Source organism: Paenibacillus solani, from assembly GCF_001277345.1.
In the GTDB taxonomy this organism is placed as follows: domain Bacteria; phylum Bacillota; class Bacilli; order Paenibacillales; family Paenibacillaceae; genus Paenibacillus_AQ; species Paenibacillus_AQ solani.
The window spans coordinates 80,949-106,062 of sequence record NZ_LIUT01000005.1 but is presented as its reverse complement, the minus strand read 5'-3'; the positions used below and the strand labels follow the sequence as shown (position 1 = coordinate 106,062).

The window sequence follows — 25,114 nt, the reverse complement described above, 5'->3', positions numbered from 1 at the left end:
CTACGCCTCCCTATACATCAGATAAGGTGCCCGCATCGTTCTCCACCGCTCTGCATCCATGTTCCATTCGGAGACAATGCGCTTAAGCCCGGCTTCTTCATGGATATGACGGCGGACATCCTCGCTTCCCGTTAACAAATCGATAAAATACCGTTTGCGTCCTTCCGGCGGGCTTAGCCACTGGAATTGATCCGGATACATCCGGCTGACCAGATGCAGTAGAATCAGCCCTGTGCGCACGGATTCCACTTCCGCCGGACGGGTTACAAACAGCATCACCCCGCCGCAGCTTTCGCCTTGATGTTTCGAGAAAGTTGGGGTCATGTACATGGAATGAGCATGGATCCCAGGCAGTCCGCATGCGTTGAATCGCTTAGCCAACTCATCGCCATCGACCCATGGAGCGCCGATCCATTCAAATGGCCTGGTCGTCCCCCTGCCTTCCGAAAGATTGGTCCCCTCGAAGAAGCAGGTTCCGCTGTATAGACGAACCGTATCCATGGTGGGAATATTAGGTGAAGGCAGTACCCACGGGAGCCCCGTGTCGGTATAGTCCATCCCTCGGGACCAGCCATCAAGCTTAATAACATCCAAATCGCAGCCAGTGCCTCGCATATGGTTGGCCATACATGCAAACTCGCCAATCGTCATCCCGGTGCTAATCGGAATCTGCCATCCGCCCACCATGGATTCATATCCCGGCTTAAGCATGCCACCTTCACAGCGCTCGCCGCCGAGCGGATTGGGCCGGTCCAGGACAAGCAAGCTTTTGCCATGCTCGGCGCATGCCTCCATGACGTACAGCAGTGTGGTCATATACGTATAAAAACGCACGCCAAGGTCTTGAATATCGAAGATCACCGTGTCCACGTTCTTCAGCATATCGGCATCCGGTTTACGCGTCGAACCGTACAGACTGTGCACAGGCACACCGAATACGGGGTCCACTTCATCATCGACATGCTTGCCTGCCTGAAGCTGGCCGCGCAGGCCGTGTTCGCAAGCGAACAAAGCGGTAAGCTTTGAATCACGCAAGCCAGCGACCACCTCGATAGATGAACGAAAATCCGATGTAACCCCCGTCGGATTTGTAATAACGCCAAGTCGACGACCCGTAATTTTCTCGTGCCGTGTTCCCTCCAGCACATCGATTCCGCTTCGTACGTTTCGGTTCATCATAAGTTAACACCTCTCCCCAGTGAGTATGTACCTTTAAGTTCTAAAGCAGCTTCCCCTAAGTGATAAATGGTTATGGTTTAAAAAAGCAGCCCGCGGTTTGACCTCCGCTGCTGCTTTTAAACCCCGAACCCAGGCATCAATTCTTCTTCTTCTCCTGATTGCGGGCCATGGCCCGCAGGGCTTCCCGGTAGGCATCGTCAGAGCTCGGGTCTGGCTTCATTTCTACCTTCGATTGCTGAACCTCTTCCGGTGCGTAACCCGCAAACTTACGGAGCGCCTCGCGGTAAGCCTTATCCCCTTCGCTTGCCGAGCGGTGTGCCTCTAACTCGGCTTCTGTCAATGCAGCCCTGTTCGCGGCTTTAGGTGCAGCTGCTCTTGGAGACTCTGGCGAAACAACGGACGTTCGCTCGACAGCCGGAGGAGGGTCCTGAATGGATACGGCTATCGGAGCTTCGGAAATTGTTGATGTTTCTTTTGCAGACTCATCCCTTGCTTCTTGACGTTTACCAGTCCGCTTGGCGGCCCGGGAATTATATACGAAAAGAAAAATGAGCGCAGCAATGGCGAGCACCACAAATGCAATGGTCATATCCCGTTCACCCTACCTTGAAGCCGATGCAACCAGTTGTTTGGTTACTTCAGCTACCCGTCTGCCCAGAGCTCGCCCGAGGGTCAGATCGTTTTCACTCGGCAGGTTTTGGGGGTCCTCATCGGACAATTCAACGGGACAGGTAACGCCGACGCCATAATAGGAGCCGTAAAGCGCGTTTTCCGGAATGTTGCCGGGAAGCCCGACGATAATCATACCGTTATGAAGCATCGGTGTGATCAGATTGATAAGCGTCGACTCCAGACCGCCGTGAACGGTAGCCGTTGTGCAGAATACGGCCCCCACTTTCCCCACGAGCTTTCCCTGAGCCCATAAATAACCCAAACGGTCAATCCATGTTTTGAGCCCTGAGCTGATCGTGCCGAAATGTCCTGGACATCCCCAAATGATGGCGTCCATTCCCTCCAGCTTGTAAATGTCCGCCTCGCTGACATGGGAAATCTCCGTCTCAGATCCTTCGACCTCACGCGCCCCTTCGGCTACTGAACGGGCAAGCGCTTCGGTATGTCCATTTTCACTGTCATAAACCACGTATATTTTCATGCGGAATATCCCCCTTAACCATGTGCGTTGATTCCTTATTTATCCCCTTAACCGTTTCATTTATCCAACAGCTGTGCTGCAGGATACAGAAATTGCAATCCTTGAATATGCCTTTCCGGTTTAGGAGATGCTCTGTTTATCTGGCTACAACTAGCAACATGATTAGGAGGAGAATACACGTATGAACTCTCGAGCACTTCTCGTCAATGTACTTGTCGTCGTCATCGTGCTCGCTTTGGGCGGTGGGGCGATCTACTATTACAATCAGACATCGAACTATGTCAAAACCGATAATGCGCAGGTAACCGGACAAGCCGTTTCTATCAATGCGCCGGCAGCAGGAACACTGACAAACTGGAACGGACAGGTTGGACACCATTATCAGACGGGTGAAGTGGTAGGGAGCATCAATGCGCAAGGCACCAAGATGAACATTACATTCCCGCTCAGCTCCACGATTGTACAGCAAAGCGCTATCCCCCATACGTACGTCGCACCCGGCACAACGCTGGCAAGAGCTTTTAATTTGAACAATCTGTGGATCTCCGCCAACATCGAAGAAACGAAGCTCGACCAAATCAAAGTAGGCCAAACGGTAGACGTCTATGTCGATGCTTTCCCCGGTACGACGTTGACGGGCAAAATCGATCAAATCGGCCTGGCAACCGCTTCGACGTTCTCGATGTTCCCGACGACCAACTCCAATGCAAACTATACGAAAGTGACGCAAGTCGTTCCGATTATCATCACGATCGAAGGCTATAAAGGTCTCGGGCTCGTTCCCGGCATGAACGCTACCGTCCGAATCCATATTTAGCGAGGGGGCTTTCTTGCCATGGCAATCGCAAGGGAATTTCATATGGGGCGAACGCTCACCGTCCTGCTGCTGGGAGCTTTTATCTCCATTTTGAACCAGACGCTTCTGAACGTGGCCATCCCCCATTTAATGAATGAATTCAATGTGTCGGCTACGACCGTCCAGTGGCTCTCCACTGCGTACATGCTCGTGAACGGCGTGCTGGTACCGGTGACGGCGTTTCTGATCGAATCATTTGGAACGCGTGCCTTATTCATATCCGCCATGGGCCTTTTTACCGCCGGAGCGGTCATATGCGCCGTCAGCGACTCCTTCGTGATCATGCTCATCGGACGGATCGTTCAGGCGAGCGGCGCAGGAATCATTATGCCCGTCGTCATGAACGTATTTCTGACCGTCTTTCCGCCTGAAAGACGGGGAGCCGCGATGGGGATGATGGGCATCGCCATGACGTTTGCCCCGGCCGTTGGCCCTACGCTTTCCGGCTGGATCATTGAGCATTACACATGGCGCATTCTGTTTTTCATGGTGATTCCACTAGCCGTATTGGACATTTTGTTCGCTTATCGGTGGCTCACAAACGTCAACAAGCTCACCAAACCGAAGTTCGATTTTTGGGGAGTTGTTTTCTCCACGCTCGGTTTCGGCTTGCTGCTCTACGGCTTCAGCTCGGCGGGCGACAAAGGTTGGACAAGCACCACCGTGCTTGGCTCTATGCTCATAGGGCTCATCTTTATCATTATGTTTGTCGTGCGCGAGTTGAACATGAACGTACCGATGCTCGATTTCCGCGTCTTTAAATACGACATTTTCACGCTCTCCACGATTATCGGCGGTCTGGTCAATATGGCCATGTTCGGCGCGATGCTTCTGCTCCCGATTTACCTGCAAAACATCCGTGGATTTACACCGCTCCAATCCGGACTGCTTCTGCTGCCGGGGGCTTTACTGATGGGCGTCATGTCGCCAATTTCGGGCGCGTTATTCGATAAAATCGGAGCCAGACCGCTCGCGATCGTCGGCCTCACCATTACGGCGCTGTCCACATTCGAATTCAGCGAATTGACCTCGCTCACCACCTTCCCTCACCTGATGCTGCTGTACACGGTGCGCAGCTTCGGCATGTCGATGATCATGATGTCCGTGCAGACCGAAGGGCTCAACCAACTGCCTCCGCGGCTGGGTTCCCATGGAACAGCCATGTCCAACACAATGCGGCAGGTGGCCGGTTCGATCGGGACGGCACTGCTCGTGACGGTTATGTCCACCCGCACGACGGTTCACGTTGAGCAGTCCGCAGAGCTATATACACCGAGCAATCCGTTCTTGGCCGAAAACTTTGCCGCGGCCAGCCAAAGCATCTCCGCTTCTGCCGGGGTACCTGCGGAAACAGGATACGCCTTGACGCTTCAGAGCGTAATTGGCATCGTGACCGAAAATGCAACCATCGAAGGGATCAACGACGCGTTCATCGTGGCGACCTGGATTGCCATCATCGCTTTAGTATTGTCCTTCTTCCTGCGCCGCGCGCGGAAACCCAAGAGGGCCAAACCTGCGAAATAAGATTAATAAACGACAAACAAATTTTCACCTACAAGGATGTCTGGCGGGTTTATAGACCGCTCGGGCATCCTTGTTTTGCCGTCTTTATATGCCGACACCTCCGGCTTCCGAGGAGATGACGCTGCCGGTCTCAGGCTTTGGCTCCTCGGGATTTAACACATTATAGGTTGCTTTATGCTGGAATATCGCCCACATGCCGTTAAACAGAAACCCGAAGCCGACCACGGTGAGGAGGAGAGGAACAGCAACGAATAACGCTTGAAAGCATGCGCCCAGCGTATAAGCCGGGAACTTCAGAAACAGCTTGACGCTATGGGCCATAGCTTTGAAAATGCCCATTCCTTCCTGAATAACAAGCTGAAAGGTGTAGAATTGGGAGACCAGCGCCATGATGACAAAATAGGTTTGGAACACGCCAAAGGCCAGTGAACCCATGCCTTCCTTGCCCCCATAATACCACCAGGTGGACCAGAGAATCAGGATCATCACTACGAAGAAGAAGCCCATCACAATGGCAGGTCCCAGCCCTTTGACTGCGCCTTGAAACACGTCCTTAAGCCTGGATTTGCCCCGCTCCGTCTTGCGATGGTACGCGTAACACACCCCATAGAACAGCGGCATGTACAGAACCGGCAGCAGCACCAATGCGACCACCAGCTTTACATACATGACAATCGCTACAAGCACCAGCGAGCTAATCATGCTGTATAAAGCCACCGCTGTAATCTCACGGTATATCTCAATCCCTGTTTTTTTCAACACATCATTCAGCTTGCGCATAGCTTTCCTCTCCTCTTCGTCGTTGTTTACCAATCGATACGCTGCTCCGTCTCAGGATCGAAGAAATGCACTTTATCGAAATTGAATATGAAGGTTTTATCCATGCCTGGGTAACCTGTTGTCTCCGGATGAACTTTAGCGGTTACGGTACGATTACCGACACGGAAGTACACCAGATTCTCGGAACCCAGATGCTCTACAACCTGGATCTTCGCAACATACTTGTAATCCAGATTGGTTGTAGCCGGCATATCCTCACCCGTAATATGCTCCGGTCGAATCCCCAGGATGAGATGCCGGTTGTCGTAGTGACTCAGCGCGCCTGCCATTGAATCCGGAATGGTAAATATTCCGCCTTCCGTGTGAAGAAGATTTCCTTCTTTCTGCACATCGATAAAGTTCATCGGCGGCGAACCGATAAAGCCGGCAACAAACATGTTCTGCGGTTTCGCATACAGTTCCGTTGGTGACGCAATCTGTTGAATAATACCGTTGTTCATTACGACGATCCGCTCACCCAACGTCATCGCTTCCACTTGATCATGCGTGACATAAACGATAGTCGCTTCCAAACGTTTATGCAGCTCGGACAACTCTACCCGCATCTGCACGCGAAGCTTCGCATCCAGATTTGACAGCGGCTCGTCGAACAGAAACACTTGCGGATCACGCACGATGGCCCGCCCTACCGCAACCCGCTGGCGCTGTCCGCCGGAGAGCTCACGCGGCTTCCGGTCGATCATCGACTCCAGACCGAGAATGGAAGCAGCTTGTGATACTTTTTGCTCTATATAAGCCTTGGGCTTCTTCAGGTTCTTCAAGCCGAAGGAAAGGTTCTCGCGGATTGTCATATGCGGATACAGCGCGTAGTCCTGGAATACCATCGCGATATCCCGGTCTTTCGGATGAAGATTGTTTACCACCCTGTCGCCAATGATAATATCGCCGGAGGTTTGACGTTCAAGCCCCGCAATCATGCGCAGCGAGGTGGTTTTACCACAGCCAGATGGGCCAACAAATACCACGAACTCTTTATCATTGATCACAAAGTCCGACCCCGCTACAGCGGTAAACGTTCCTTTATTGTCGTCTACAAATTCTTTTCGTATATTTCGGAATTCTACGCGTGCCATAACTTTGCCTCCTTCTAGCCTTTAACGGCTCCAATGGTGATGCCTTGCAGGAAATAGCGCTGAAGCGAGAAGAACAGAATCATCATCGGCAGTGCCGCGACGGTTGCTCCAGCCATAAGTGCGCCGAAATCGGTCGTGTCCGCATAGACGAAGGAAGCAAGACCGACCTGAATCGTCCTCATCTCCGTCGAGTTGGTCACGAGGAAGGGCCAGAAGAAATCGTTCCATGATGCAACGAATGTAAAAATCGCAAGCACGGCGAGACCCGGTTTAGCCATTGGGAGAATAACCTTCCAGAAAATGCCGAATTCACCGCAAGCGTCAATGCGTGCCGCATGAATCAAAGAGGTCGGCAGCGACGACATGTACTGCTTCATCAGGAATATATTGCCTACGCTTACGATACCCGGAAGAAGGATTGCCGTGTATGTATTCCCGAGATCAAAAACGTCAATCATCAAAATATAGAGCGGAATCAGCGTTACCTGCGCCGGAATCATCATCGTGCTAAGCAAGATCCAAAACACCGCTTTGTTCCCCGGGAACTTCAGCTTCGCAAAGGCGTATCCTGCGAGCGAGGCCAGAAATACGTTGGTCACCGTCAGAATGGATGAGACCAGCAAGGAGTTAAAGAGCCACCTCATGACGTTGGTTTTGCCAAAAAAACGCTCGTATGGGGCGACGGATAATACGTCCGGAATCATTTTCGGGATAAACGAAGCTGCCGACTTGGTATCCTGCACAGAACCGATCAACATCCAGTACATCGGAATGATCGTCAGAACGCTCCATACGATCAGGATGACCGAAGCCACAATCAGCATGATCACTTTTGATTTTGATTTCATAGGTGCACCCCCTTTTAGCTTCAAAAAAAGCATATAACACAAAAAACGTAAGCGGTCTCAATTCACTTTAGTACTCCACATCGGAGGAGAAATATTTGAACTGAATGATGGAAATGACAATAATCAATGCAGCCAGCACGAATGACTGGGCCGCCGCCAGTCCAAATTCATAGAAGTTAAACGCTGTACTGTAGATCAGATAGGCAATTGTCGTTGTTGCAAAGTTCGGTCCCCCCTGCGTCATCAGGTATACCGAGATAAATACCTGGAATGATGTGATGACGCCTGTTACCAGCAGATATAAAGTGGTTGGCTTCATCAATGGCCAAGTAATACGCCAGAATTTGGACCAGCCGCTGGCATGGTCAATATCCGCGGCTTCATAGAGCGATTTCGGAATCCCGCCCATGGCGGCCAAATAGAGAATAATACCCGCGCCATGCGAACCTAGCCAGTTCATCAAGATAAGCGAAAAAAGAGCCGTGCTCGATTTACCAAGCCAGATGACTGGATCCAAACCGAACAGCCCGATAAAGCGGTTCAGTAGACCGGCATTGGTTGGATCATAGATCGCAAGCCATACGACCGAGATCGTAACCCCGGAAGCAACGGCTGGCAAATACATCGTTGCTTTGAAGAATGTCTGCCACTTATTTTTCATTTGGAAGATAAAAAAAGACAGGGCATACGTTATTACAATGTTAACCGGTACAGTACCTAACGTGAAAATGACCGTATTCCTCATGGACTTCCAGAACACATCGTCATGGACCATCCGTGTGTAATTATCCGCTCCAATCCATTCAGAGCCCATAATACTGTATTGCTGGAAGCTCATCAGAAAGGCGGAAGCGACCGGATACAGCGTAAATATCAAGAACAGCAATACGGGAGCCAAAATGAACAAATACGCCCAACCATATTCGCGTAAGTACCCCTTCATGGGTGGCCGTGAAGGCCGGGTTTGCGCCGGGGCGGTCTGCATATGAATTCCTCCTTTGCGCACAGGTGAAGTAATTTGATGAGGCTAATTGGAGCCACGATCAATGGTTAAAAAAGGGGGCGGCCCGATCGTTCCTGCTAAGGACAACGGGACACCCCCTTTAACTTCAATTACTGTCCTAAAATTTGTTTGCCTTTATCTTTGAAGTCTTGAGCGATCTCCTCCGGTGTTTTCTCACCCGAGAACAGCGCTTGAATGTTCGGCTTCACCACTTGCTCCTTGAATTTCTTCTGGTTGCCAGAATTCTTCGCATCGAGGCTCAAGGTTACAGGAATGTCTTTGAAGTTTGCAAAAATTTCAGCTGCTTTAATTGTCGGTTCCGTTCCAAGTCCTTTACCTTCAAAATACTCTGCCTGTGATTTACGAACGAATGGCAGGACCAGCTCATTCGCGGAATTCCCCGCCTTCGCACCGCTGAGGCCTTCCATGATCAGGAATGTGTTCTTGGCATGCTCTTCGCCTTTATCCTTCTTCTGTTTGAAAGCTACGTAGCCTTCACCAAACATGGAGGTTTTGCGCTCAGCTCCATCATTATGCGGAACCGGGAGCAATACGAAGTCGATTTTCTCGCCTTGTACAGTACCGCTGTCAATATCCTTCGCACGGTTCTGCAGCATAACGTCATAATAAGGAATAGCTTTGGACACAATTGCCGCTTCCTCTGCATAGAACCAATCCATCCGTTTGGCAGGCTGAATCGCTGCTGTTTCAGCAGGCATATGTCCTGCTTTCATGAGATCAGAAATGAAGGTCATTGTATCCAGAATACGCTCATCATTCCATTGGAATTCGCCCTTGTCGTTCAGAACGTCCGGCATGCCATTGCTGCGTGTCAGCATCTCAATAAAATCCAGGGAAGTTCCGTCTGTTACTAAAGCATAGCGTGTTTTTCCGTTGGGCAGTTTAGTGGTCAGCTTGTCAGCAGCTGCCTTGAACTCGGTCCAAGTCCATCCATTCTCTTGAATCGATTTCCAATCGATGCCCGCTTCTTCGAGAATTTTCTTGTTGCCACCCCAAGCCCAGAGCGATTGGTACAATGGCAGACCATATTGTTTGCCCTGGATTTGGCCCAGTTCAAGCGTCCCTGGCAAGTAATCATTCTTAATCTCATCCGTAATATAAGGGGTTAGTTCCAAGGCAAGCCCTGTATCCACGTAAGCTCCATCCACCGCGTGGAAATAGAGATCCGGCGGGTTACCGGCATTCAAGGCCACGTCGAATTTCTTCGGACCTTCCGCCCAGGACAGAACTTCGGTTTCCACTGTAATGTGTGGATATTTCTCTTTCAAATCCGCCACATGCTCTTTCAATTCGTCTTCATATTTACCATGAACCGGATAAGTCCAGACCACAACCTTATCCTCCTTAGGTGCAGCCTCGCCGCCTCCTCCAGGTGCTGGCGTTGTCCCGCCATCCGATGTCTTGGTTCCGCCGGAGCCGCCGCAAGCTGCAGTAAATACGAGCATCAAAGAAGCCAACAATGTAAGCCAACCTTTTTTCTTCATGTACTACTCCCCTTATCTTTTATATATTTGTGGTTTCGCTATCAATTACAACCGTTTGATCGCCTGCCGGCTCTCATCCAGGTATTTCACTGAATTCTCGTAATTCCGGCTGGCAACGCCAAGATATAAAATGTCGATAAGATTAAGCTGCGTAATACGAGAGGACATCGCGCCACTGCGAATTTCATTCTCCCTCGAGGAGGTGTACAAGGGAATGTCCACCGATCGGCTTAAGGTAGAGTCACCGTATTTCGTTATGCCAATCGTCTTGCACCCCTTCTCTTTCGCGATAGCTGCAGCGCGGATCACTTCATCCGTTTCACCGGAGTAGGAAATGCATACCGCCGCATCATCCGGAGTCAACAGCACCGCCGAGGTGAGCTGAACATGAGGGTCCGGAAAGGATATACATACCTTGTTAATCCGCAAAAATTTCTGCTGGGCATCCATCCCGATCAGATTGGAAGCTCCTACTCCAAACATGAAGATGCGCTTTGACTGATCGAGAGCCAGAACGGCCTCTTCCACCTTCCCTTCCTCCATAATCTTCATCGTATCCCGAATCGATTGAATGTTGTTGTTCGAGACGTTCTGTATAATTGCAGAAATACTGTCATTGGGCCGGATATCCTGATATCCGGAGGCTAATGGCTCCTGCAAATCTCCGGCCACCTTCAACTTCAGATCCTGATAGCCTTTGAATCCCATCGTTTTGCACAGGCGCACAATGGCAGCCTGACTGGAACCGCTTCGGACAGCAAGATCCGCGACCGACATCTGTATCATCTCTGCCGGTTCCTGCAAAATGAAGGCTGCAACCTTGCGCTCGGACGGATTCAATGAATCATATACCTCGCGCAATCGAACCAATCCGCCATTCATTTCTTGGCCCCCTTTACAAAACATCCTCTGATAGGTATAAATATGTAATATTATCTCACACACCATGTTCGAAAGCATGACTGGTATCGCTTTCAATATCAGCGGATGTGTTCATTATAAATCCTGTGAAATTATATTTCAATACTTAATTCATACTTTAAAATTTTATTTTACAAGCCTGCTTTTTTCTCCTATACTGGTTTATAGAAAGCGAAGTGGTTCAATATGGAAATTTTTATCGGTGTGGATGGTGGCGGTACAAAAACGGAAGCAACCGCGATCAGCAGCAGCGGAGAAATGTTGTCTCGTTATACTGGGGGTTCTACTAATCCTTACATTGTAACAATGGATAAAGCGCTGGAGGAACTCCAAAGGGTGTTGAATGAGCTTCTAAAGCCTCTTTCTGATAGGGCAACTCAGTTAACATCAATATGCCTCGGTATGTCAGGTATTAGTTCTGTAAAGGAACGCCAACTTGTTCAATCTCAACTTCGCTCTTATTTCCAGGAACAGCAGCTCTCTATACGGATTTATATGCGTTCGGAGGCTGAAATTTCCTTAATGGCCGTGCTGGAGCGACAATATGGAATACTCGCGATCTCAGGAACGGGTTCCAATACCTATGGCATTACCAAATCGGGACATACTTACCGGGTTGGGGGCTGGGGCCATCTTCTCGGAGATGAAGGCAGCGGCTATCAGATTGGACTGCAAACTCTGAAGTCTGTCATCAAGACCCATGAGGGCATCGAGCCCCCTACGGCTATGAGCAGCTTGATTATGGCAGCTTATCCTCTCGAGCATATTACGGATCTCAAATCTTATATTTACCAACCTGCCATAACCAAACAGGATATCGCTTCCTTCGCCCGCTGCTGCATTGAAGCAGCTCAAGCCGGTGATGAAGCGGCAAGCCGTATTATCCAGCAGCAAGCTGAAGAGCTGGCAGAGACAACACGCGCGCTTATAAGACAGCATACGGAATTTGCCGAGAGTGAGCTCGTTCGAATCGGCTCGATATTTAAACATTCGCGTTTGTTTCGGGAAACGTACAGCCATCTTCTGCTTACCCGCTACCCTAAGCTCCGGTTCCCTGAAGGGAATTATGAGCGGACCCCCGCCCATGGTGCGGCCCTGTTAGCCTGCAAGCTATTTAGAGACGGCGTCCCTGACATCCTGTAACTTTCATATCATCAGTGCCCGTCCATATTCCAAGGCAAAAAAGGAGACCTGTCTCATGTCGAATATTCTTAGTCAATTGACAACCGAACAGCCTCACGAGCATACCCAGAATATTGATCAGTTGAACTCAGAGCAAATTATGCACCTCATTAATCGTGAGGATAGTCAAATTACCGATGTGATCCACGAGCTAATCCCTCTCATAGCCAAAGCTGCTGACCATGTTGTGGAAGCTTTTCAAAAGAGCGGCAGATTATTCTACATAGGTGCAGGAACCAGCGGACGAATCGGTATTCTGGATGCATCCGAATGTCCGCCTACCTACGGTACGGATCCCTCTATGGTACAAGGATTGATCGCAGGCGGCTTCAGGGCTGTAAAGGAGGCCGTCGAGGGTGCGGAGGACAGCGAAGAGTTAGGTGAGCAAGATATTAACGAGAATGATATCAACGAGAACGATGTCGTTATGGGCATCGCTGCAAGCGGCCGCACGCCTTATGTCTTAGGAGCCATGAGACGCGCTAAGGAACGCGGGGCTGTCGTCGTCGGACTCTGCAATAACTACCACTCACCGATGCATCATCATGCCGATTTTGTAATTGAAGCCGTAGTGGGTCCTGAAGTTATCATGGGCTCCACACGCATGAAGGCCGGCACTTCGCAGAAGCTGATTCTCAATATGCTGACAACGACCGCCATGATTCGAATCGGCAAGGTATACAAAAACCTGATGGTTGATCTCAATCCGTCCAACAACAAGCTGGTATATCGTGCCAAACGTATCATAACCCTGGCAACGGGAGCATCGGAGGAGGCTGTGGAGAAGGCTTACCATGAAGCAGATGCCCATGTGAAAACGGCGATTGTCATGCTGCTGGCAAATGTCAGTGCGGCTGAAGCCAGTCAGCTACTGGATGGCACCAGCGGATTTGTACGGAGCGCGATCGATATGAATGCGGGTAAATGAATGAACGATTCCGCTGCTAACAGCGGCGATCCAAGATAAAACGGGATATCCCCCAGACCAGGAACATCTGGCTTTGGAGGATATCCCGTTTATTTATTGGCAACCTGCAACTCGCTTGCCTACCTACTCGACCCAATCTGCTGCTCACTCCATTCCCACAGGCGAGCCGCAAGCTTCGGATCTTTTGCTCTTTCGGTGATCTTGGCCGGTTTGCATTTGATGTAATATTCACCGGTCACATGCTCCACTTCAGGACTAGACGCCAAGTATATCGCTGTCCGTGCTCCTTCGAGTGGGGTCAAGAAGAACGGACGAAGGAGTTTATGAACTGCTTTACCAAAGCCCGTATCCCGATTCACACCAATACTGGTGCTAACGGCCCCAGGATGGAGCGCATTGACCGTTACCCGTGTCGGCTGCAGTCGGCGGGCCAGCTCTTTCGTAAATAAGATGTTCGCTAATTTGGACTGGGCATACCCCTTGGCGACATTAAATCCCTTGTCGAAATTAGGATCATCAAAGTGAATTTTCCCCACCTTATGAGCTCCAGAAGAGACATTTACGACTCTCCCCTGCCGGGCATGCTGAAGGTGTTCAAGGAGTTCATTCGTCAGTAAAAAATGTCCCAAATGATTGACGCCGAGCATGGCTTCATATCCATCCTTTGTCAATTCCCGCTTTAGGGCAACCACGCCTGCATTGTTCACCAGCACATCGAGCCTGTCATATCTGGCTTTAAAGTCGGATGCAAAGGCTCTAATGCTATCAAAATCCCCCAAATCCAGCGTCATCAGCTCGATCCTCGAACTGTTACTCTCTTGCTGGGCTTCCCGCAGTGCAGCTGCTCCTCTGGATTGACTTCGACAAGCCATGATCACATGCGCGCCCATCTTGGTCAGCTCAATCGTTGTAGCCAGCCCCATTCCAGAATTAGCACCCGTGACAATGGCAATTTTCCCGGTCATATCGCTCAACTTAAAACCTCCCGTTCGTCAAGTACCTAATATACGAATATAGAATAAAAAAGTCCCGCCACCAACATCGATTTGGAGACGAGACTTACATAACATGCGAGAATAAATCGCTATCCAGGGTTGAAGCGCTCTTAAGCGCCGCTGCCATTCATCGCAAGGATGATCGCAGCAAGTCCGAAGCACAGATTCAGCAAACACAGAAATACAAGCGTCTGCTTCTGATTGAGCCCAGTTGCGAGCAGACGATAATGCGCCTGGGATGCATCCGCCTGATAGATCGGCTTGGACTGACGCATTCGGCGAATGACCACGATGATATTATCGAAGATCGGCACGCCAAGTGCAAAGATGGGAACGAATAAGGACGCCAGAGTTGCACCCTTGAAAGCACCATCCAAGGCAATGATCCCGAGTATGAAGCCGAGGAAGGTAGCCCCGGCATCTCCCATAAACACCCTTGCCGGCGGTTTGTTATATCTTAAATATCCCAGCGCGGCACCCACCAGAATGACAGCAAGCAGCGCAGATTCTCCTCTGCCCATGGTAATGGCAACGACAAACAACGTGCCTCCGGATATAGCGGAGAGTCCTCCCGCCAAGCCATCAATACCGTCCGAGAAATTAATGACGGTCGTTACACCGAAAATCCACAGAATCGTTAAAATGAGCTGAAGCCATTCCGGCAAATTAATATAATGACCCGTAAACGGGTTGTTGAATCCTTCAAACGCAATACCATAGCTGTAGACAACCACGGCTGCGCTAACCTGTACAATAAGCTTCGGCAGTGAAGCCAGCTCCTTGCCCTGGGATTTATACCAATCATCCACAAGACCAATGCCAAGGATAAGGGCACTACCGATAAAGATGCCTACCGCTTCTCTGGAAATGACGCCGGTAAGCGCAAAATAAGTGATGAAAAAGCCGATGAATATGGCGACCCCCGCTGTCAGCGGTATCGGTTCGCGGTGTATTTTCCGTTCGCTGTCCGGTCTTGGCTTGTCCACAAAGTCAATCTTGACCGCAAGTTTGCGAAAAGGCGGAATCAATACCAACACCAGAACCATGGATATGACAAACGCTGCTAAATAGAGCATGGTTTCCTCCCAATGAATGAAGAATAATGGAGAACATTGCAATCTAAGTATATGACTTAAACCCAACTCTATCAACCTATCAAAAGAAAAAGACTGCTGCATCAGTAGAATTTCTACTAAAAGCAGCAGCCTTTCCCGGACCCACAGATCAAGACTCCTTCTTCACCGCGAGCCCGATGATCATAACGATAAGTGCCAGCAAAGCAATCAACTGATCGATGGTCATGGCAAAAGCCTCCTTTAGACAGGATCACTCTTGCCCGGAAATCTCATCGACCTCTCCCATTGTCTTGCCTTACGTTTCCCATTTCCATCTTATGAGGCTCCCATCCGTTTTATGAGAGGACGGCCAAAAAAAACTGCCCCCGTCCAGAAAGAACGAAAGGCAGTTTGTTCGGCATAGCATAACAAATGAGGCACTCATATAGGATTAAGCTATTCTTGCGGTGTGGGAGCTATGAGTGCTCACTCTTAAAACACTTCATTGATGACGGCACTTGGAGATCGCGATTTCTGCTACTCCGTCACAATGTCATAGATCAACACTGGCGCATCCGCATGATCGGCGATTCGAATACTCTCATACAGCTTCTGCTTCACGTCATCCACATTCTCGCGATTGGCATGAATCGTGACAAGGGAATCGCCCTTCTTCACTGTATCGCCGACCTTCTTGTTCAGCATCAGGCCTACAGCCAGATCAATCTCGGATTCCTTCGTGGCGCGGCCGGCTCCTAGCAGCATCGCAGCAGTCCCGATCTCGTCTGCCACCAGCTCGGCTACAACGCCATCCTGCTGGGCAGGAAGCTCGATAAGGTACTGCGCCTTCGGCAGCCGATCAGGATGATCCACCACAGACGGATCTCCGCCCTGGTTCGCGATAAATTCCTTGAATTTCTCCAGCGCCTTGCCGTTCTTGATAACCTCTCTCAGCTTCGCTTCAGCATCCTCAAGCGAGTCTGCTTGCTTGGCCAGATAGACCATCTGTCTGCCGAGAGCCAGGCACAGCTCTTCGAGGTCCTTCGGTCCCTCACCACGAAGCGCAAGGATTGCTTCCTGAACCTCCAGCGAGTTGCCGATCGCCACCCCAAGCGGCTGGCTCATATCCGAGATGACTGCCATCGTCTTGCGGCCGACGTTGTTGCCGATGCTTACCATTGCGTGTGCCAATTCCTTGGCATCCTCCACCGTTTTCATGAAGGCCCCCGCTCCGGTCTTGACGTCCAGCACGATCGCATCCGAGCCTGCGGCAATCTTCTTGCTCATGATGGAGCTGGCAATCAGCGGAATGGAATTGACAGTTGCCGTCACATCCCGGAGCGCATACAATTTCTTGTCCGCCGGGGTGAGGTTCCCAGTTTGGCCGATGACCGCGATTTTATGTTGATTTACAAGGTTCACAAATTCGTCTTTGCTGATCTCCACATGGAATCCTGCAATGGACTCCAGCTTGTCAATCGTTCCTCCGGTATGACCCAGGCCGCGTCCGGACATCTTGGCTACAGGAATATCCAGTGCCGCTACAAGCGGAGCCAGGACAAGCGTCGTGGTATCACCTACGCCCCCTGTGGAATGCTTATCAACCTTGATCCCCTCAATTGCGGACAGATCAATCGTTTCTCCGGAATTCACCATTGCCATCGTCAAGTCCGCCCGTTCGCGATCGGTCATGTCCTGGAAGTAAATCGCCATGTTCATGGCGCTCACCTGATAGTCGGGAATGTCTCCCTTGGTATATCCTTCGATAAAGAAATTGATCTCTTCTGTTGTCAGTTCTTTGCCGTCACGTTTCTTCGCAATTAAATCAACCATTCTCATCGTATATTCTCCTCACTGATTGCGATGATTGTATTCCTTCCACAGGCATCAATACAAATGCGGATTGTTCTTCCGATCGCTGTTGCCCCCAGATTCCTTATACATAATTAATATTGTTGGAATCTGTGAGCAAAGGCGACCGCTCCGCTTCTCCAAAACAATTCCGCCTTCTTCGTTGGGGAGGTTTCCTTACAACGATATCGCGGTATCCAGTGCGACTTCCATCATCTCGTTAAACGTTGTTTGACGCTCCTCAGATGAAGTCTCTTCCCCAGTGATCAAGTGATCGCTCACGGTCAGGATGGTCAGGGCATTCACGCCGAAGCGCGCAGCAATCGTATAGAGAGCTGTCGACTCCATCTCTACTCCGAGCACGCCATGCTGCATCAGCTTCTCCACAACCGATTTGTCCTCACGGTAGAACACATCAGACGTAAACACGTTGCCGACGTGCATCTTCAAGCCTTTTGCCTTGCCGCGCTCATACGCGCCAAGCAGCAGGGGGAAGCTGGCAATCGGTGAAAAATCATAACCGTTGAAGTGATGACGGTTCATGGCGGAATCCGTGCAAGCTGCCTGGGCGAGAATGACATCACGCACATGGACATCCTTCTGCATCGCTCCGCAGGTTCCTACACGAAACAAATTCTTAACACCATAATCCGAAATAAGCTCATTCACGTAGATTCCGATTGAGGGTATACCCATGCCTGAGCCTTGGACGGAGACGCGCTTTCCCTTATACGTTCCCGTAAAGCCAAGCATTCCTCGCACTTCGTTATAGCAGGTTACGTCTTCCAGATAGGTCTCTGCAATAAATTTGGCCCGCAGCGGATCTCCAGGCAACAGTATCGACTCCGCAATATCTCCGGGTTTCGCTCCGATATGTGTGCTCATTGTTCCATTCCTCCACATTCTCGAATTATTTATTTCAAATCATTCAAAAAGCTTGTTCCGTGCTCCGGCATCTTCACGCCGAAGTTGTCTGCAACCGTAGCGCCAATGTCCGCAAACGTCTTGCGAAGCGGCAGCTCCTTGCCCTCAGCAAAACGCGGAGAGTATATAAGCAGCGGCACGTATTCACGCGTATGGTCCGTGCCTTTGTAGGTTGGATCATTCCCATGGTCAGCCGTGATGATCAGCAGATCATCATTTGTCATTCTATCGAACACTTCCGGCAGACGTTGATCGTAATCCTCCAGTGCTTGGCCATACCCTTTCGGATCACGTCGGTGTCCGTATACCGCATCGAAATCGACGAGGTTCAAGAAGCTTAATCCCTTGAAGGATTCATCCAGGGTCTGCACCATCTTATCCATGCCGTCCATATTCGAGACGGTTCTGACTGCCTTCGTAACGCCTTCGCCATCATAGATATCAGAGATTTTACCGAGGGCAATGACGTCAAGGCCCGCATCTTTCATCTCGTTCATCGTGGTACGTCCGAATGGCTTCAAGGCATAGTCATGCCGATTCGCTGTACGCTTGAAGCTTCCCACCTCGCCAATGAACGGACGCGCGATGATCCGGCCGAGCATATAAGGGTCTTCCAGCGTGATTTCACGGCAGAATTCGCAGATCTCATACAGCTCCTTGAGAGGAACCACATCTTCATGAGCAGCGATCTGAAGCACGGAGTCCGCCGAGGTATACACGATCAAGGCTCCTGTTTTTACGTGCTCTTCGCCAAGTTCATCGATAATCTCCGTTCCGCTCGCCGGCTTGTTGCCGATGACCTTGCGTCCGGTCTTCTCCTCAATGCGCTGGATCAGCTCGTCCGGGAACCCGTCCGGGAACACGCGGAATGGCGTATCGATATACAATCCCATAATTTCCCAGTGCCCCGTCATGGTGTCTTTGCCGTTCGAAGCTTCCTGCATCTTCGTATAGTAGGCCCGAGGTTTATCGGCCACAGGCACGCCTTCGATCTCCCGAATATTCGACAGACCCAGCGCTGCCATATTCGGCATGTTAAGCCCACCGCATTCGCGGGCGATATGCCCCAGCGTGTCAGAGCCGATATCGTCAAAATCAGCCGCATCCGGTGCTTCGCCGATACCTACAGAGTCCAATACGATCAAGTGAATTCGATTAAAATGTTCCATATCCAAGTTCCCCCTCATATGATGTGTTCTTAAAATGCACAAGGTTTCGCTTGCTATGATTGTTCCAAGACCAGTCTACAGGAACAGTCCGGTAATCGTGGCCGACAGAACGCTCACCAGTGTTGCGCCGTAGAGCAGCTTGAGACCAAAGCGCGCAACCACATTTCCTTGCTTTTCGTTCAAGCCTTTGACGGCTCCGGCAATAATACCGATGGAGGAGAAGTTGGCGAAGGATACCAGGAATACCGACACGATACCGATCGTGCGCGAAGACATATTCGTGAAATCAGCCAGACTAAGCATCGCCACGAACTCATTCGATACCAGCTTCGTAGCCATGATGCTGCCAGCATCCACGGCCTCGGTCCAGGGCACCCCCATAACAAATGCAAGCGGAGCAAAAATATAACCCAGCAGCTCTTGGAAGGTGATCCCGAAAATCATATCAAACAGGCCGTTGATCATCGCGATCAACGCAACGAAACCGAGGAGCATCGCAGCAACCGTAATCGCCACCTTAAAGCCGTCCATGATGTATTCGCCGAGCATTTCGAAGAAGGATTGCTTCTCCCCCTCCTGCACATCCAGAATATCCTCATCCTTCTCTACCTTGTAAGGATTGACGATGGAAGCAATGATAAAACCGCCAAACAGGTTCAGTACAAGTGCGGTCACCACGTACCGCGGCTCGATCATCTTCATATACGCGCCAACGATCGACATCGATACGGTGGACATGGCGGAAGCGCATAGGGTATACATGCGGTGTTTTGGAATTAAAGCGATCTGCTTTTTGACCGAGATAAACACCTCGGATTGTCCCAGAATCGCGGAAGCCACCGCATTGTATGACTCCAGCTTGCCCATGCCGTTGATTTTGCTCAAGATGAGCCCGATATATCTTACGATAAACGGCAGCACCTTAATATATTGAAGTATACCAATCAAAGTGGAAATAAACACAATCGGCAGCAAAACGTTCAGGAAGAACGGACCCGCTCCTTCGTTGGCAATGCCCCCAAATACAAACTCGATTCCGGCTCCGGCATAATCCAGCAGCGCTTCAAATGTGCTCGCAATCCCTTTTACAAGATACTCCCCGATGCCTGTGTTGAGCAAGATAAATCCGAGAATCAGCTGCAGCACAACCATGATCGCCAGCGGACGATAGCGAATATGGCGCTTATCATTACTGATAAGAAAAGCCAAACCGAACACGACCAGCAAACCTAGTATGGCAATTATATATTTCATCGTCGTTGTTCCCCCATAGGTGTATTTTTGGATATTCCATGGCTACATGGCTACCGAATTTGCGTGCACGATGATGTTCAAATTGTTAATCAGATTTATTATTAATAGGATGAGCTGGATTGTCCGCCCTCCATAATTTTGACACCAGAGCTCGCCCCAATACGCGTAGCACCAGCTTCTATCATACGATCCATGTCTTCCTTGCTGCGTACGCCGCCGGAAGCTTTCACGCCAACGCTCTCACCTACCGTTTGACGCATCAAGGCTACGTCTTCCGGTGTAGCTCCGCCCGTAGAGAACCCGGTTGATGTTTTCACAAAATCAGCCCCGGCTTGCACGGACAGCTTGGATGCGCGTACCTTTTCTTCCTCCGTCAGCAGGCTAGTTTCTATGATAACCTTTACAAGGGCTTTGCCTTTGGCTGCGTCCACTACCGTCTGTATATCTTTTTGCACTAACTCATCGTTACGATCTTTCAAAGCTCCAATGTTGATGACCATATCCACCTCCGTCGCCCCGTTAGCGATGGCATCCTTCGCTTCAAAGGCTTTTACCGCCGACGTGGTAGCTCCCAGCGGAAAGCCGATCACGGTGCAAACCTTAACATTGGTGCCTGCGAGTTGCTCAGCACAGTAGGATACCCAAGTCGGGTTCACGCATACCGAAGCAAATTCGTACTTTTTGGCCTCATCCGTAATTTTCTTAATTTCCGCTTGAGTTGCATCCGCCTTCAACAGCGTGTGGTCAATCATTCCTGCTATATTCATCTGGTTAAACACTCCTTCTATTGGTTTTAAACGATCTTGTAAAAGCGCTGTCATTTGTGACTCAACCTTGTTAACGGGATCATCATATCACAGCAATGAACACATGTAAAATCCATTCTGAAAATATGTTCATTCCGATTTATGGCAATGATATATCTATCATTGTTGACTAAAAAGACAAATCTACATTCAGGAATTATCTAACATTTCGCACCGTTTATTATGCTCTATACCCGATGAGGATAAACATAAACAAGATACGTTTGCCTGTGGATGATTGACATCCCTTTAATATCATGCACAAAAAGACCTCATTCAGGCGGTCTGAGGCCTGCCATAGCCTCCAACCTCCCTGAACGAAGTCTTAAGATTTATACTTATAGAGTTTCGACATTGATTATGATAGCAATGCTTGTGCTGTAAACTGGTCGGTCACTAGAATATTCGCATATTTACCGATGAGCGCAGCCCGAATTGCATCCGTCTTCCGCTGTCCCCCTGCTACGAGAATGGACTTCTCCTTATGACGCAGATCATTCAGATCAATTCCCACGGTCCGGTTGTTAATCTCCTCGCTGCATATTCTGCCCTCCGCATCAAAAAAACGGGAACAGATATCGCCTGCGCCAATCTGAGCAAGCAGCTTCTGTTCATCCTTGCTCAAATAGCCGAGTCGGAACAGCAGGGCATCTTCATGAACGGTGCCCACCGTGAATATGGCAATATTCGCCTGTTTCCCTAATTGGATGATCCGCTGGATATGCCTGTCCCTCTCCACCATCTCCTTCAGCACCATCGTGTCAAATATAACCGGCAGCGGCAAGTATCTCGCCATCGTATGGTACGCCTCCGCAAACAGATTGACGATCTCTGCTGCATACGTGTTCACATGCGAATGGCTGACGCCCCCTTTAAGCTGTACAACTTCAACGCCCCGAACCGACTTTTGCTGCAGCTGAAGTGCTACCGCGTGCATGGTCGTTCCCCAGGTCACGCCGATAATATCGGAATCCTGAACCGTTTCATGTAAATAATCGGCTGCTCTTTTGCTGATATGCTTCTGAATTTCGCGATATTCATTAGTAGGAGAGTAGTTCACCAGCACTTGCTCCAACTTGTACTCCTTCTTAACCCTTTCGCCCAAAGCGTCCAGGTCCTCCAGCGGATCTACAATGCTGATCTGCACATACCCTTGCTCCTTGGCGTGCTGAAGAAGCCTGGAGACCGTCGGCCTCGAAACACCGAGTTTTGATGCGATATCTTGCTGGCTGTAATCCGACATATAATATAATCTTGCCGCCTCAATGCTGAGGCGTTGTTTATCCATATCCATGATCCAACCCACTTTTATTGTTGTCGTATTTGAATTGGATACATTATACATCGTTCCCTTAGAGATTACGATAGCGCGCGAATGGCAACCATCATATACTGATTCATTGGCAAGTTCGGCTGGGCATGAATTAGCTAAACTCACTCCCTATTGAAGGGGAGCTGCCCTGCCATAGGAAGTCTTCGAGCCTTGGATTGGAGCAGCCCATGCTACGGCATTAGTAATTACCTGCTGAATTTCAGGTTGATAGTAGGTAGGATACGCCTCATGGCCAGGTCTGAAATAGAATAGCTTGCCTCGTCCGCGCTTGTAACAGCAGCCGCTGCGGAACACCTCGCCGCCTTCGAACCAGGAGACAAATACCAGTTCATCCGGTGCCGGGATTTCAAAGCGCTCCCCATACATTTCTTCCTGCGGAATTTCGATATACTCTCCAAGTCCGCTTACGATAGGATGACCGGGATCAATAACCCATAATCGTTCCTTCTCGCCATCATCGCGCCATTTCAACAAGCCCGTATTGGTACCGAGAAGACGTTGAAAAATCTTAGATGCGTGGCCCGAATGAAGCACGATAATCCCCATGCCGTCCCATACGCGCTGGCGCACTTTGTCCACAATATCATCATGCACTTCACTGTGAGCCACATGTCCCCACCAGATTAGAACATCCGTTGCAGCGAGCACTTCATCCGTTAATCCGTGCTCGGGTTCATCCAGCACGGCTGTGCGCACTTCAAACCGTGCGTCCTGCTCGAGAAAATCGGCAATTGCACGGTGAATGCCTTCTGGGTATACGCTTGCTATCTGTTCATCATGTCTCTCATGCCGGTATTCATTCCATACCGTTACATGGATTGTAGTCATGGATGCGGCCTCCTTCATGGAAAATCAGTTTCTCGTCCAAAACGATTATGGACTCTATCAGAATATATGCCGGAGCTGCGAATCCCAGATCATCAAATCAGGAGAACGAACTTCTGCATAACTCATTAATTCACCCACAGTGTTGGTCATGTTGAATGAACGGGACGATCTGTGCCAAAGTTACTGAGGATAACACAGAGTCCCACCTTGGATAATCGGAAGTTATCCTTGTACTTTTCCACATTTGTTCACAAACACGGGATAACTTCCTTCGTAGCGGAGATTTATTTTCACTTTAGGGGAGTTCAGATGGGGATTATGTTCATAACTCTGTGTATAATGAAATTCTGTTTAAAGGTTATACACAATTGATATGGAGTGAGCACTATATACAAAAGATATTATCCACATATAGAAATTTGGATTTTTCTACACATCTTCCAATATGCTAACACCTATATCAAGGTGTTGATTGACTTAACTAGCTTCCTGCAACATAATAAAGAGACCGATTGGTTTCTTTTTAGGGAAAGGTTGTTGGTTGCTATGGCAAAGGGAGTGGAAACCCGTCACAATATTATCAAGAAAGCTGCCGTAATTTTTAATAAAAAGGGGTTTTACGGCTCCTCCATGACAGATATCATGCAATCCACAGGTCTTGAGAAAGGCGGAATTTATCGTCATTTCAAGAGCAAAGATGAGCTCGCATTGGAAGCTTTCGACTATTCAGTAGATGTTCTGCGTCAAACCTACAGAGCCGCTGCACTCCAAGCCCAAACCGCTGAAGGCAAACTTCTGGCTGTTCTTTCTGTATATGCCGGCCAGGGCCAAACCCCACCGCTCGAAGGAGGATGCCCGCTGCTCAACACAGCGGTCGATTCGGATGACACCCATCCTCTGCTGAAGCAGAAAGCGCGTGATGCGATGGAGGAATGGCTCCATTTTTTGAATCAAATTATAACGGAGGGAATTCACACAGGTGAATTTCGTCCAGATCTGCCCATCGAACAGGTATGCGTGTTTCTGACTTCCGTGTTTGAAGGTAATATTATGATGCTGCAGCTCTCTAAAAACCATCAATACACCGAACAGTATCTCGAACAATTGAAGGCTTATATTCATAAATGCATGAAGTAAGTCTTTCTTTTTGCCCTAAAAAAGACCGATCGGTCCCAAAATTATTTGAACGGAGCTGTTATCTATGAGAACACCTGTCCAAATCGGTATTGTTCTGTTTGATCACATGGATATCTTGGATTTCGCCGGACCATTTGAAATTTTCTCGTTAAGTGTTTTTGCACCCCAGGATGTCCCGCGATTGCTGATGAAAGATTTGCCTCTTCATGAGAAGCCTTTTCAGGTCACTACGATTTCTAATACACTTGATGCCATTACGGCTCATAACGGTTTAACAATCTTGCCTCATCTAAAGTTGGAGGACGATCATCCGCTCTTTGACCTCATAATCATACCCGGCGGACCGTTAAAGGCCATTCGCCAGGCCAGAAAGAATCGTGAACTACTTCAGTGGATCGCAAACCATGCAGCCGCGGGTCGTAAAATAGCTTCGGTTTGCACAGGTGCACTTATACTTGCCGAAGCCGGAATATTATCAGGCCGAAAAGCCACCACCAACGTTTTTGCACTCAATCATTTGGAAGAGCGCTATCCCGATGTGGAAGTCATACATAATGTGCGGTTTGTGGATGAAGGAAATATCATCACTTCCGCCGGAGTATCTGCCGGTATAGACATGTCCCTCTATTTGGTCAGCCAGTGGCTGGGCTTTGATGGCGCACAAAGAACCGCAGATACAATAGAGTACCCGCATTGGAACATAACAACGGCTTCATCTAGACCTACATAGCATCCCATATCATTAAAAAA

General features: G+C 49.5%; 24 protein-coding genes. 6 read left to right on the top strand and 18 right to left on the bottom strand.

What is annotated here, in order from left to right; genetic code table 11:
• The 3 genes from AM231_RS20845 to AM231_RS20835 all read right to left on the bottom strand — a co-directional run bounded on the left by AM231_RS20845 (position 1) and on the right by AM231_RS20835 (position 2,332).
• Positions 1-1,179, bottom strand: coding sequence for an exo-beta-N-acetylmuramidase NamZ family protein (locus AM231_RS20845; protein WP_054404343.1), 1,179 nt, complete (start codon positions 1,177-1,179; stop codon positions 1-3).
• Positions 1,180-1,315: 136 nt separating this feature from the next.
• Complete coding sequence (locus AM231_RS20840) at positions 1,316-1,768, bottom strand: hypothetical protein (protein WP_054404342.1); 453 nt, start codon at positions 1,766-1,768, stop codon at positions 1,316-1,318.
• Positions 1,769-1,780: 12 nt separating this feature from the next.
• Positions 1,781-2,332, bottom strand: a complete 552-nt coding sequence (locus AM231_RS20835; RefSeq protein WP_054404341.1) for an NAD(P)H-dependent oxidoreductase — start codon at positions 2,330-2,332, stop codon at positions 1,781-1,783.
• A gap of 181 nt (positions 2,333-2,513) precedes the next feature.
• On the opposite strand from AM231_RS20835, the gene AM231_RS20830 reads away from it, so the two are divergent.
• Positions 2,514-3,149, top strand: a complete 636-nt coding sequence (locus tag AM231_RS20830; protein ID WP_054404340.1) for an HlyD family secretion protein — start codon at positions 2,514-2,516, stop codon at positions 3,147-3,149.
• Between the two features lie 18 nt (positions 3,150-3,167).
• Complete coding sequence (locus AM231_RS20825; protein ID WP_242615254.1) at positions 3,168-4,712, top strand: DHA2 family efflux MFS transporter permease subunit; 1,545 nt, start codon at positions 3,168-3,170, stop codon at positions 4,710-4,712.
• An 84-nt stretch (positions 4,713-4,796) separates the two neighbouring features.
• Here the strand turns inward: AM231_RS20825 and AM231_RS20820 are convergent, their stop codons facing one another.
• From AM231_RS20820 to AM231_RS20795, 6 genes are all read right to left on the bottom strand, one after another.
• On the bottom strand, positions 4,797-5,492 hold the full coding sequence (locus AM231_RS20820) for a hypothetical protein (protein ID WP_054404339.1): 696 nt from the start codon (positions 5,490-5,492) through the stop codon (positions 4,797-4,799).
• 26 nt (positions 5,493-5,518) lie between these two features.
• Positions 5,519-6,625: an ABC transporter ATP-binding protein gene (locus AM231_RS20815; protein ID WP_053491401.1), complete on the bottom strand. Its 1,107-nt coding sequence runs from the start codon at positions 6,623-6,625 to the stop codon at positions 5,519-5,521.
• A gap of 14 nt (positions 6,626-6,639) precedes the next feature.
• A complete protein-coding gene (locus AM231_RS20810; RefSeq protein WP_053491400.1) occupies positions 6,640-7,473 on the bottom strand; it encodes a carbohydrate ABC transporter permease in 834 nt (277 codons plus the stop codon).
• 67 nt (positions 7,474-7,540) lie between these two features.
• Positions 7,541-8,458 carry a carbohydrate ABC transporter permease gene (locus AM231_RS20805; protein WP_054404338.1) on the bottom strand — a complete coding sequence of 306 codons (918 nt, stop codon included), beginning with the start codon at positions 8,456-8,458 and terminating at the stop codon, positions 7,541-7,543.
• 128 nt (positions 8,459-8,586) lie between these two features.
• Positions 8,587-9,981, bottom strand: coding sequence for an ABC transporter substrate-binding protein (locus AM231_RS20800; RefSeq protein ID WP_054404337.1), 1,395 nt, complete (start codon positions 9,979-9,981; stop codon positions 8,587-8,589).
• A gap of 45 nt (positions 9,982-10,026) precedes the next feature.
• Positions 10,027-10,863 carry a MurR/RpiR family transcriptional regulator gene (locus tag AM231_RS20795; RefSeq protein WP_053491397.1) on the bottom strand — a complete coding sequence of 279 codons (837 nt, stop codon included), beginning with the start codon at positions 10,861-10,863 and terminating at the stop codon, positions 10,027-10,029.
• A gap of 225 nt (positions 10,864-11,088) precedes the next feature.
• Between AM231_RS20795 and AM231_RS20790 the strand changes: the two genes are divergently transcribed.
• Positions 11,089-12,045, top strand: a complete 957-nt coding sequence (locus AM231_RS20790; protein WP_054404336.1) for a BadF/BadG/BcrA/BcrD ATPase family protein — start codon at positions 11,089-11,091, stop codon at positions 12,043-12,045.
• Between the two features lie 55 nt (positions 12,046-12,100).
• Positions 12,101-13,012, top strand: a complete 912-nt coding sequence (murQ, locus tag AM231_RS20785) for an N-acetylmuramic acid 6-phosphate etherase (protein ID WP_054404335.1) — start codon at positions 12,101-12,103, stop codon at positions 13,010-13,012.
• Positions 13,013-13,131: 119 nt separating this feature from the next.
• Here the strand turns inward: murQ and AM231_RS20780 are convergent, their stop codons facing one another.
• The 9 genes from AM231_RS20780 to AM231_RS20740 form a co-directional block, all read right to left on the bottom strand.
• A complete protein-coding gene (locus tag AM231_RS20780; RefSeq protein ID WP_054404432.1) occupies positions 13,132-13,977 on the bottom strand; it encodes an SDR family oxidoreductase in 846 nt (281 codons plus the stop codon).
• A 140-nt stretch (positions 13,978-14,117) separates the two neighbouring features.
• Positions 14,118-15,083 carry an MraY family glycosyltransferase gene (locus AM231_RS20775; RefSeq protein WP_053491394.1) on the bottom strand — a complete coding sequence of 322 codons (966 nt, stop codon included), beginning with the start codon at positions 15,081-15,083 and terminating at the stop codon, positions 14,118-14,120.
• A gap of 516 nt (positions 15,084-15,599) precedes the next feature.
• Positions 15,600-16,901 carry a pyrimidine-nucleoside phosphorylase gene (locus AM231_RS20770; protein WP_054404334.1) on the bottom strand — a complete coding sequence of 434 codons (1,302 nt, stop codon included), beginning with the start codon at positions 16,899-16,901 and terminating at the stop codon, positions 15,600-15,602.
• Positions 16,902-17,090: 189 nt separating this feature from the next.
• The gene (deoD, locus tag AM231_RS20765) at positions 17,091-17,798 is read right to left on the bottom strand and encodes a purine-nucleoside phosphorylase (RefSeq protein ID WP_054404333.1); all 708 of its coding nucleotides are present in this window, start codon (positions 17,796-17,798) and stop codon (positions 17,091-17,093) included.
• A 29-nt stretch (positions 17,799-17,827) separates the two neighbouring features.
• Positions 17,828-19,006, bottom strand: a complete 1,179-nt coding sequence (gene deoB / locus AM231_RS20760; protein WP_054404332.1) for a phosphopentomutase — start codon at positions 19,004-19,006, stop codon at positions 17,828-17,830.
• Between the two features lie 75 nt (positions 19,007-19,081).
• Positions 19,082-20,260 carry a NupC/NupG family nucleoside CNT transporter gene (locus tag AM231_RS20755; RefSeq protein ID WP_054404331.1) on the bottom strand — a complete coding sequence of 393 codons (1,179 nt, stop codon included), beginning with the start codon at positions 20,258-20,260 and terminating at the stop codon, positions 19,082-19,084.
• Between the two features lie 101 nt (positions 20,261-20,361).
• Positions 20,362-21,027, bottom strand: coding sequence for a deoxyribose-phosphate aldolase (deoC, locus tag AM231_RS20750; protein WP_054404330.1), 666 nt, complete (start codon positions 21,025-21,027; stop codon positions 20,362-20,364).
• Between the two features lie 397 nt (positions 21,028-21,424).
• Positions 21,425-22,360 carry a sugar-binding transcriptional regulator gene (locus AM231_RS20745; protein WP_054404329.1) on the bottom strand — a complete coding sequence of 312 codons (936 nt, stop codon included), beginning with the start codon at positions 22,358-22,360 and terminating at the stop codon, positions 21,425-21,427.
• 147 nt (positions 22,361-22,507) lie between these two features.
• Positions 22,508-23,227, bottom strand: coding sequence for a ThuA domain-containing protein (locus tag AM231_RS20740; RefSeq protein ID WP_054404328.1), 720 nt, complete (start codon positions 23,225-23,227; stop codon positions 22,508-22,510).
• Positions 23,228-23,785: 558 nt separating this feature from the next.
• On the opposite strand from AM231_RS20740, the gene AM231_RS20735 reads away from it, so the two are divergent.
• The gene (locus tag AM231_RS20735; RefSeq protein ID WP_242615253.1) at positions 23,786-24,364 is read left to right on the top strand and encodes a TetR/AcrR family transcriptional regulator; all 579 of its coding nucleotides are present in this window, start codon (positions 23,786-23,788) and stop codon (positions 24,362-24,364) included.
• A 64-nt stretch (positions 24,365-24,428) separates the two neighbouring features.
• A complete protein-coding gene (locus AM231_RS20730) occupies positions 24,429-25,094 on the top strand; it encodes a DJ-1/PfpI family protein (protein WP_054404326.1) in 666 nt (221 codons plus the stop codon).
• Positions 25,095-25,114: the final 20 nt, after the last annotated feature.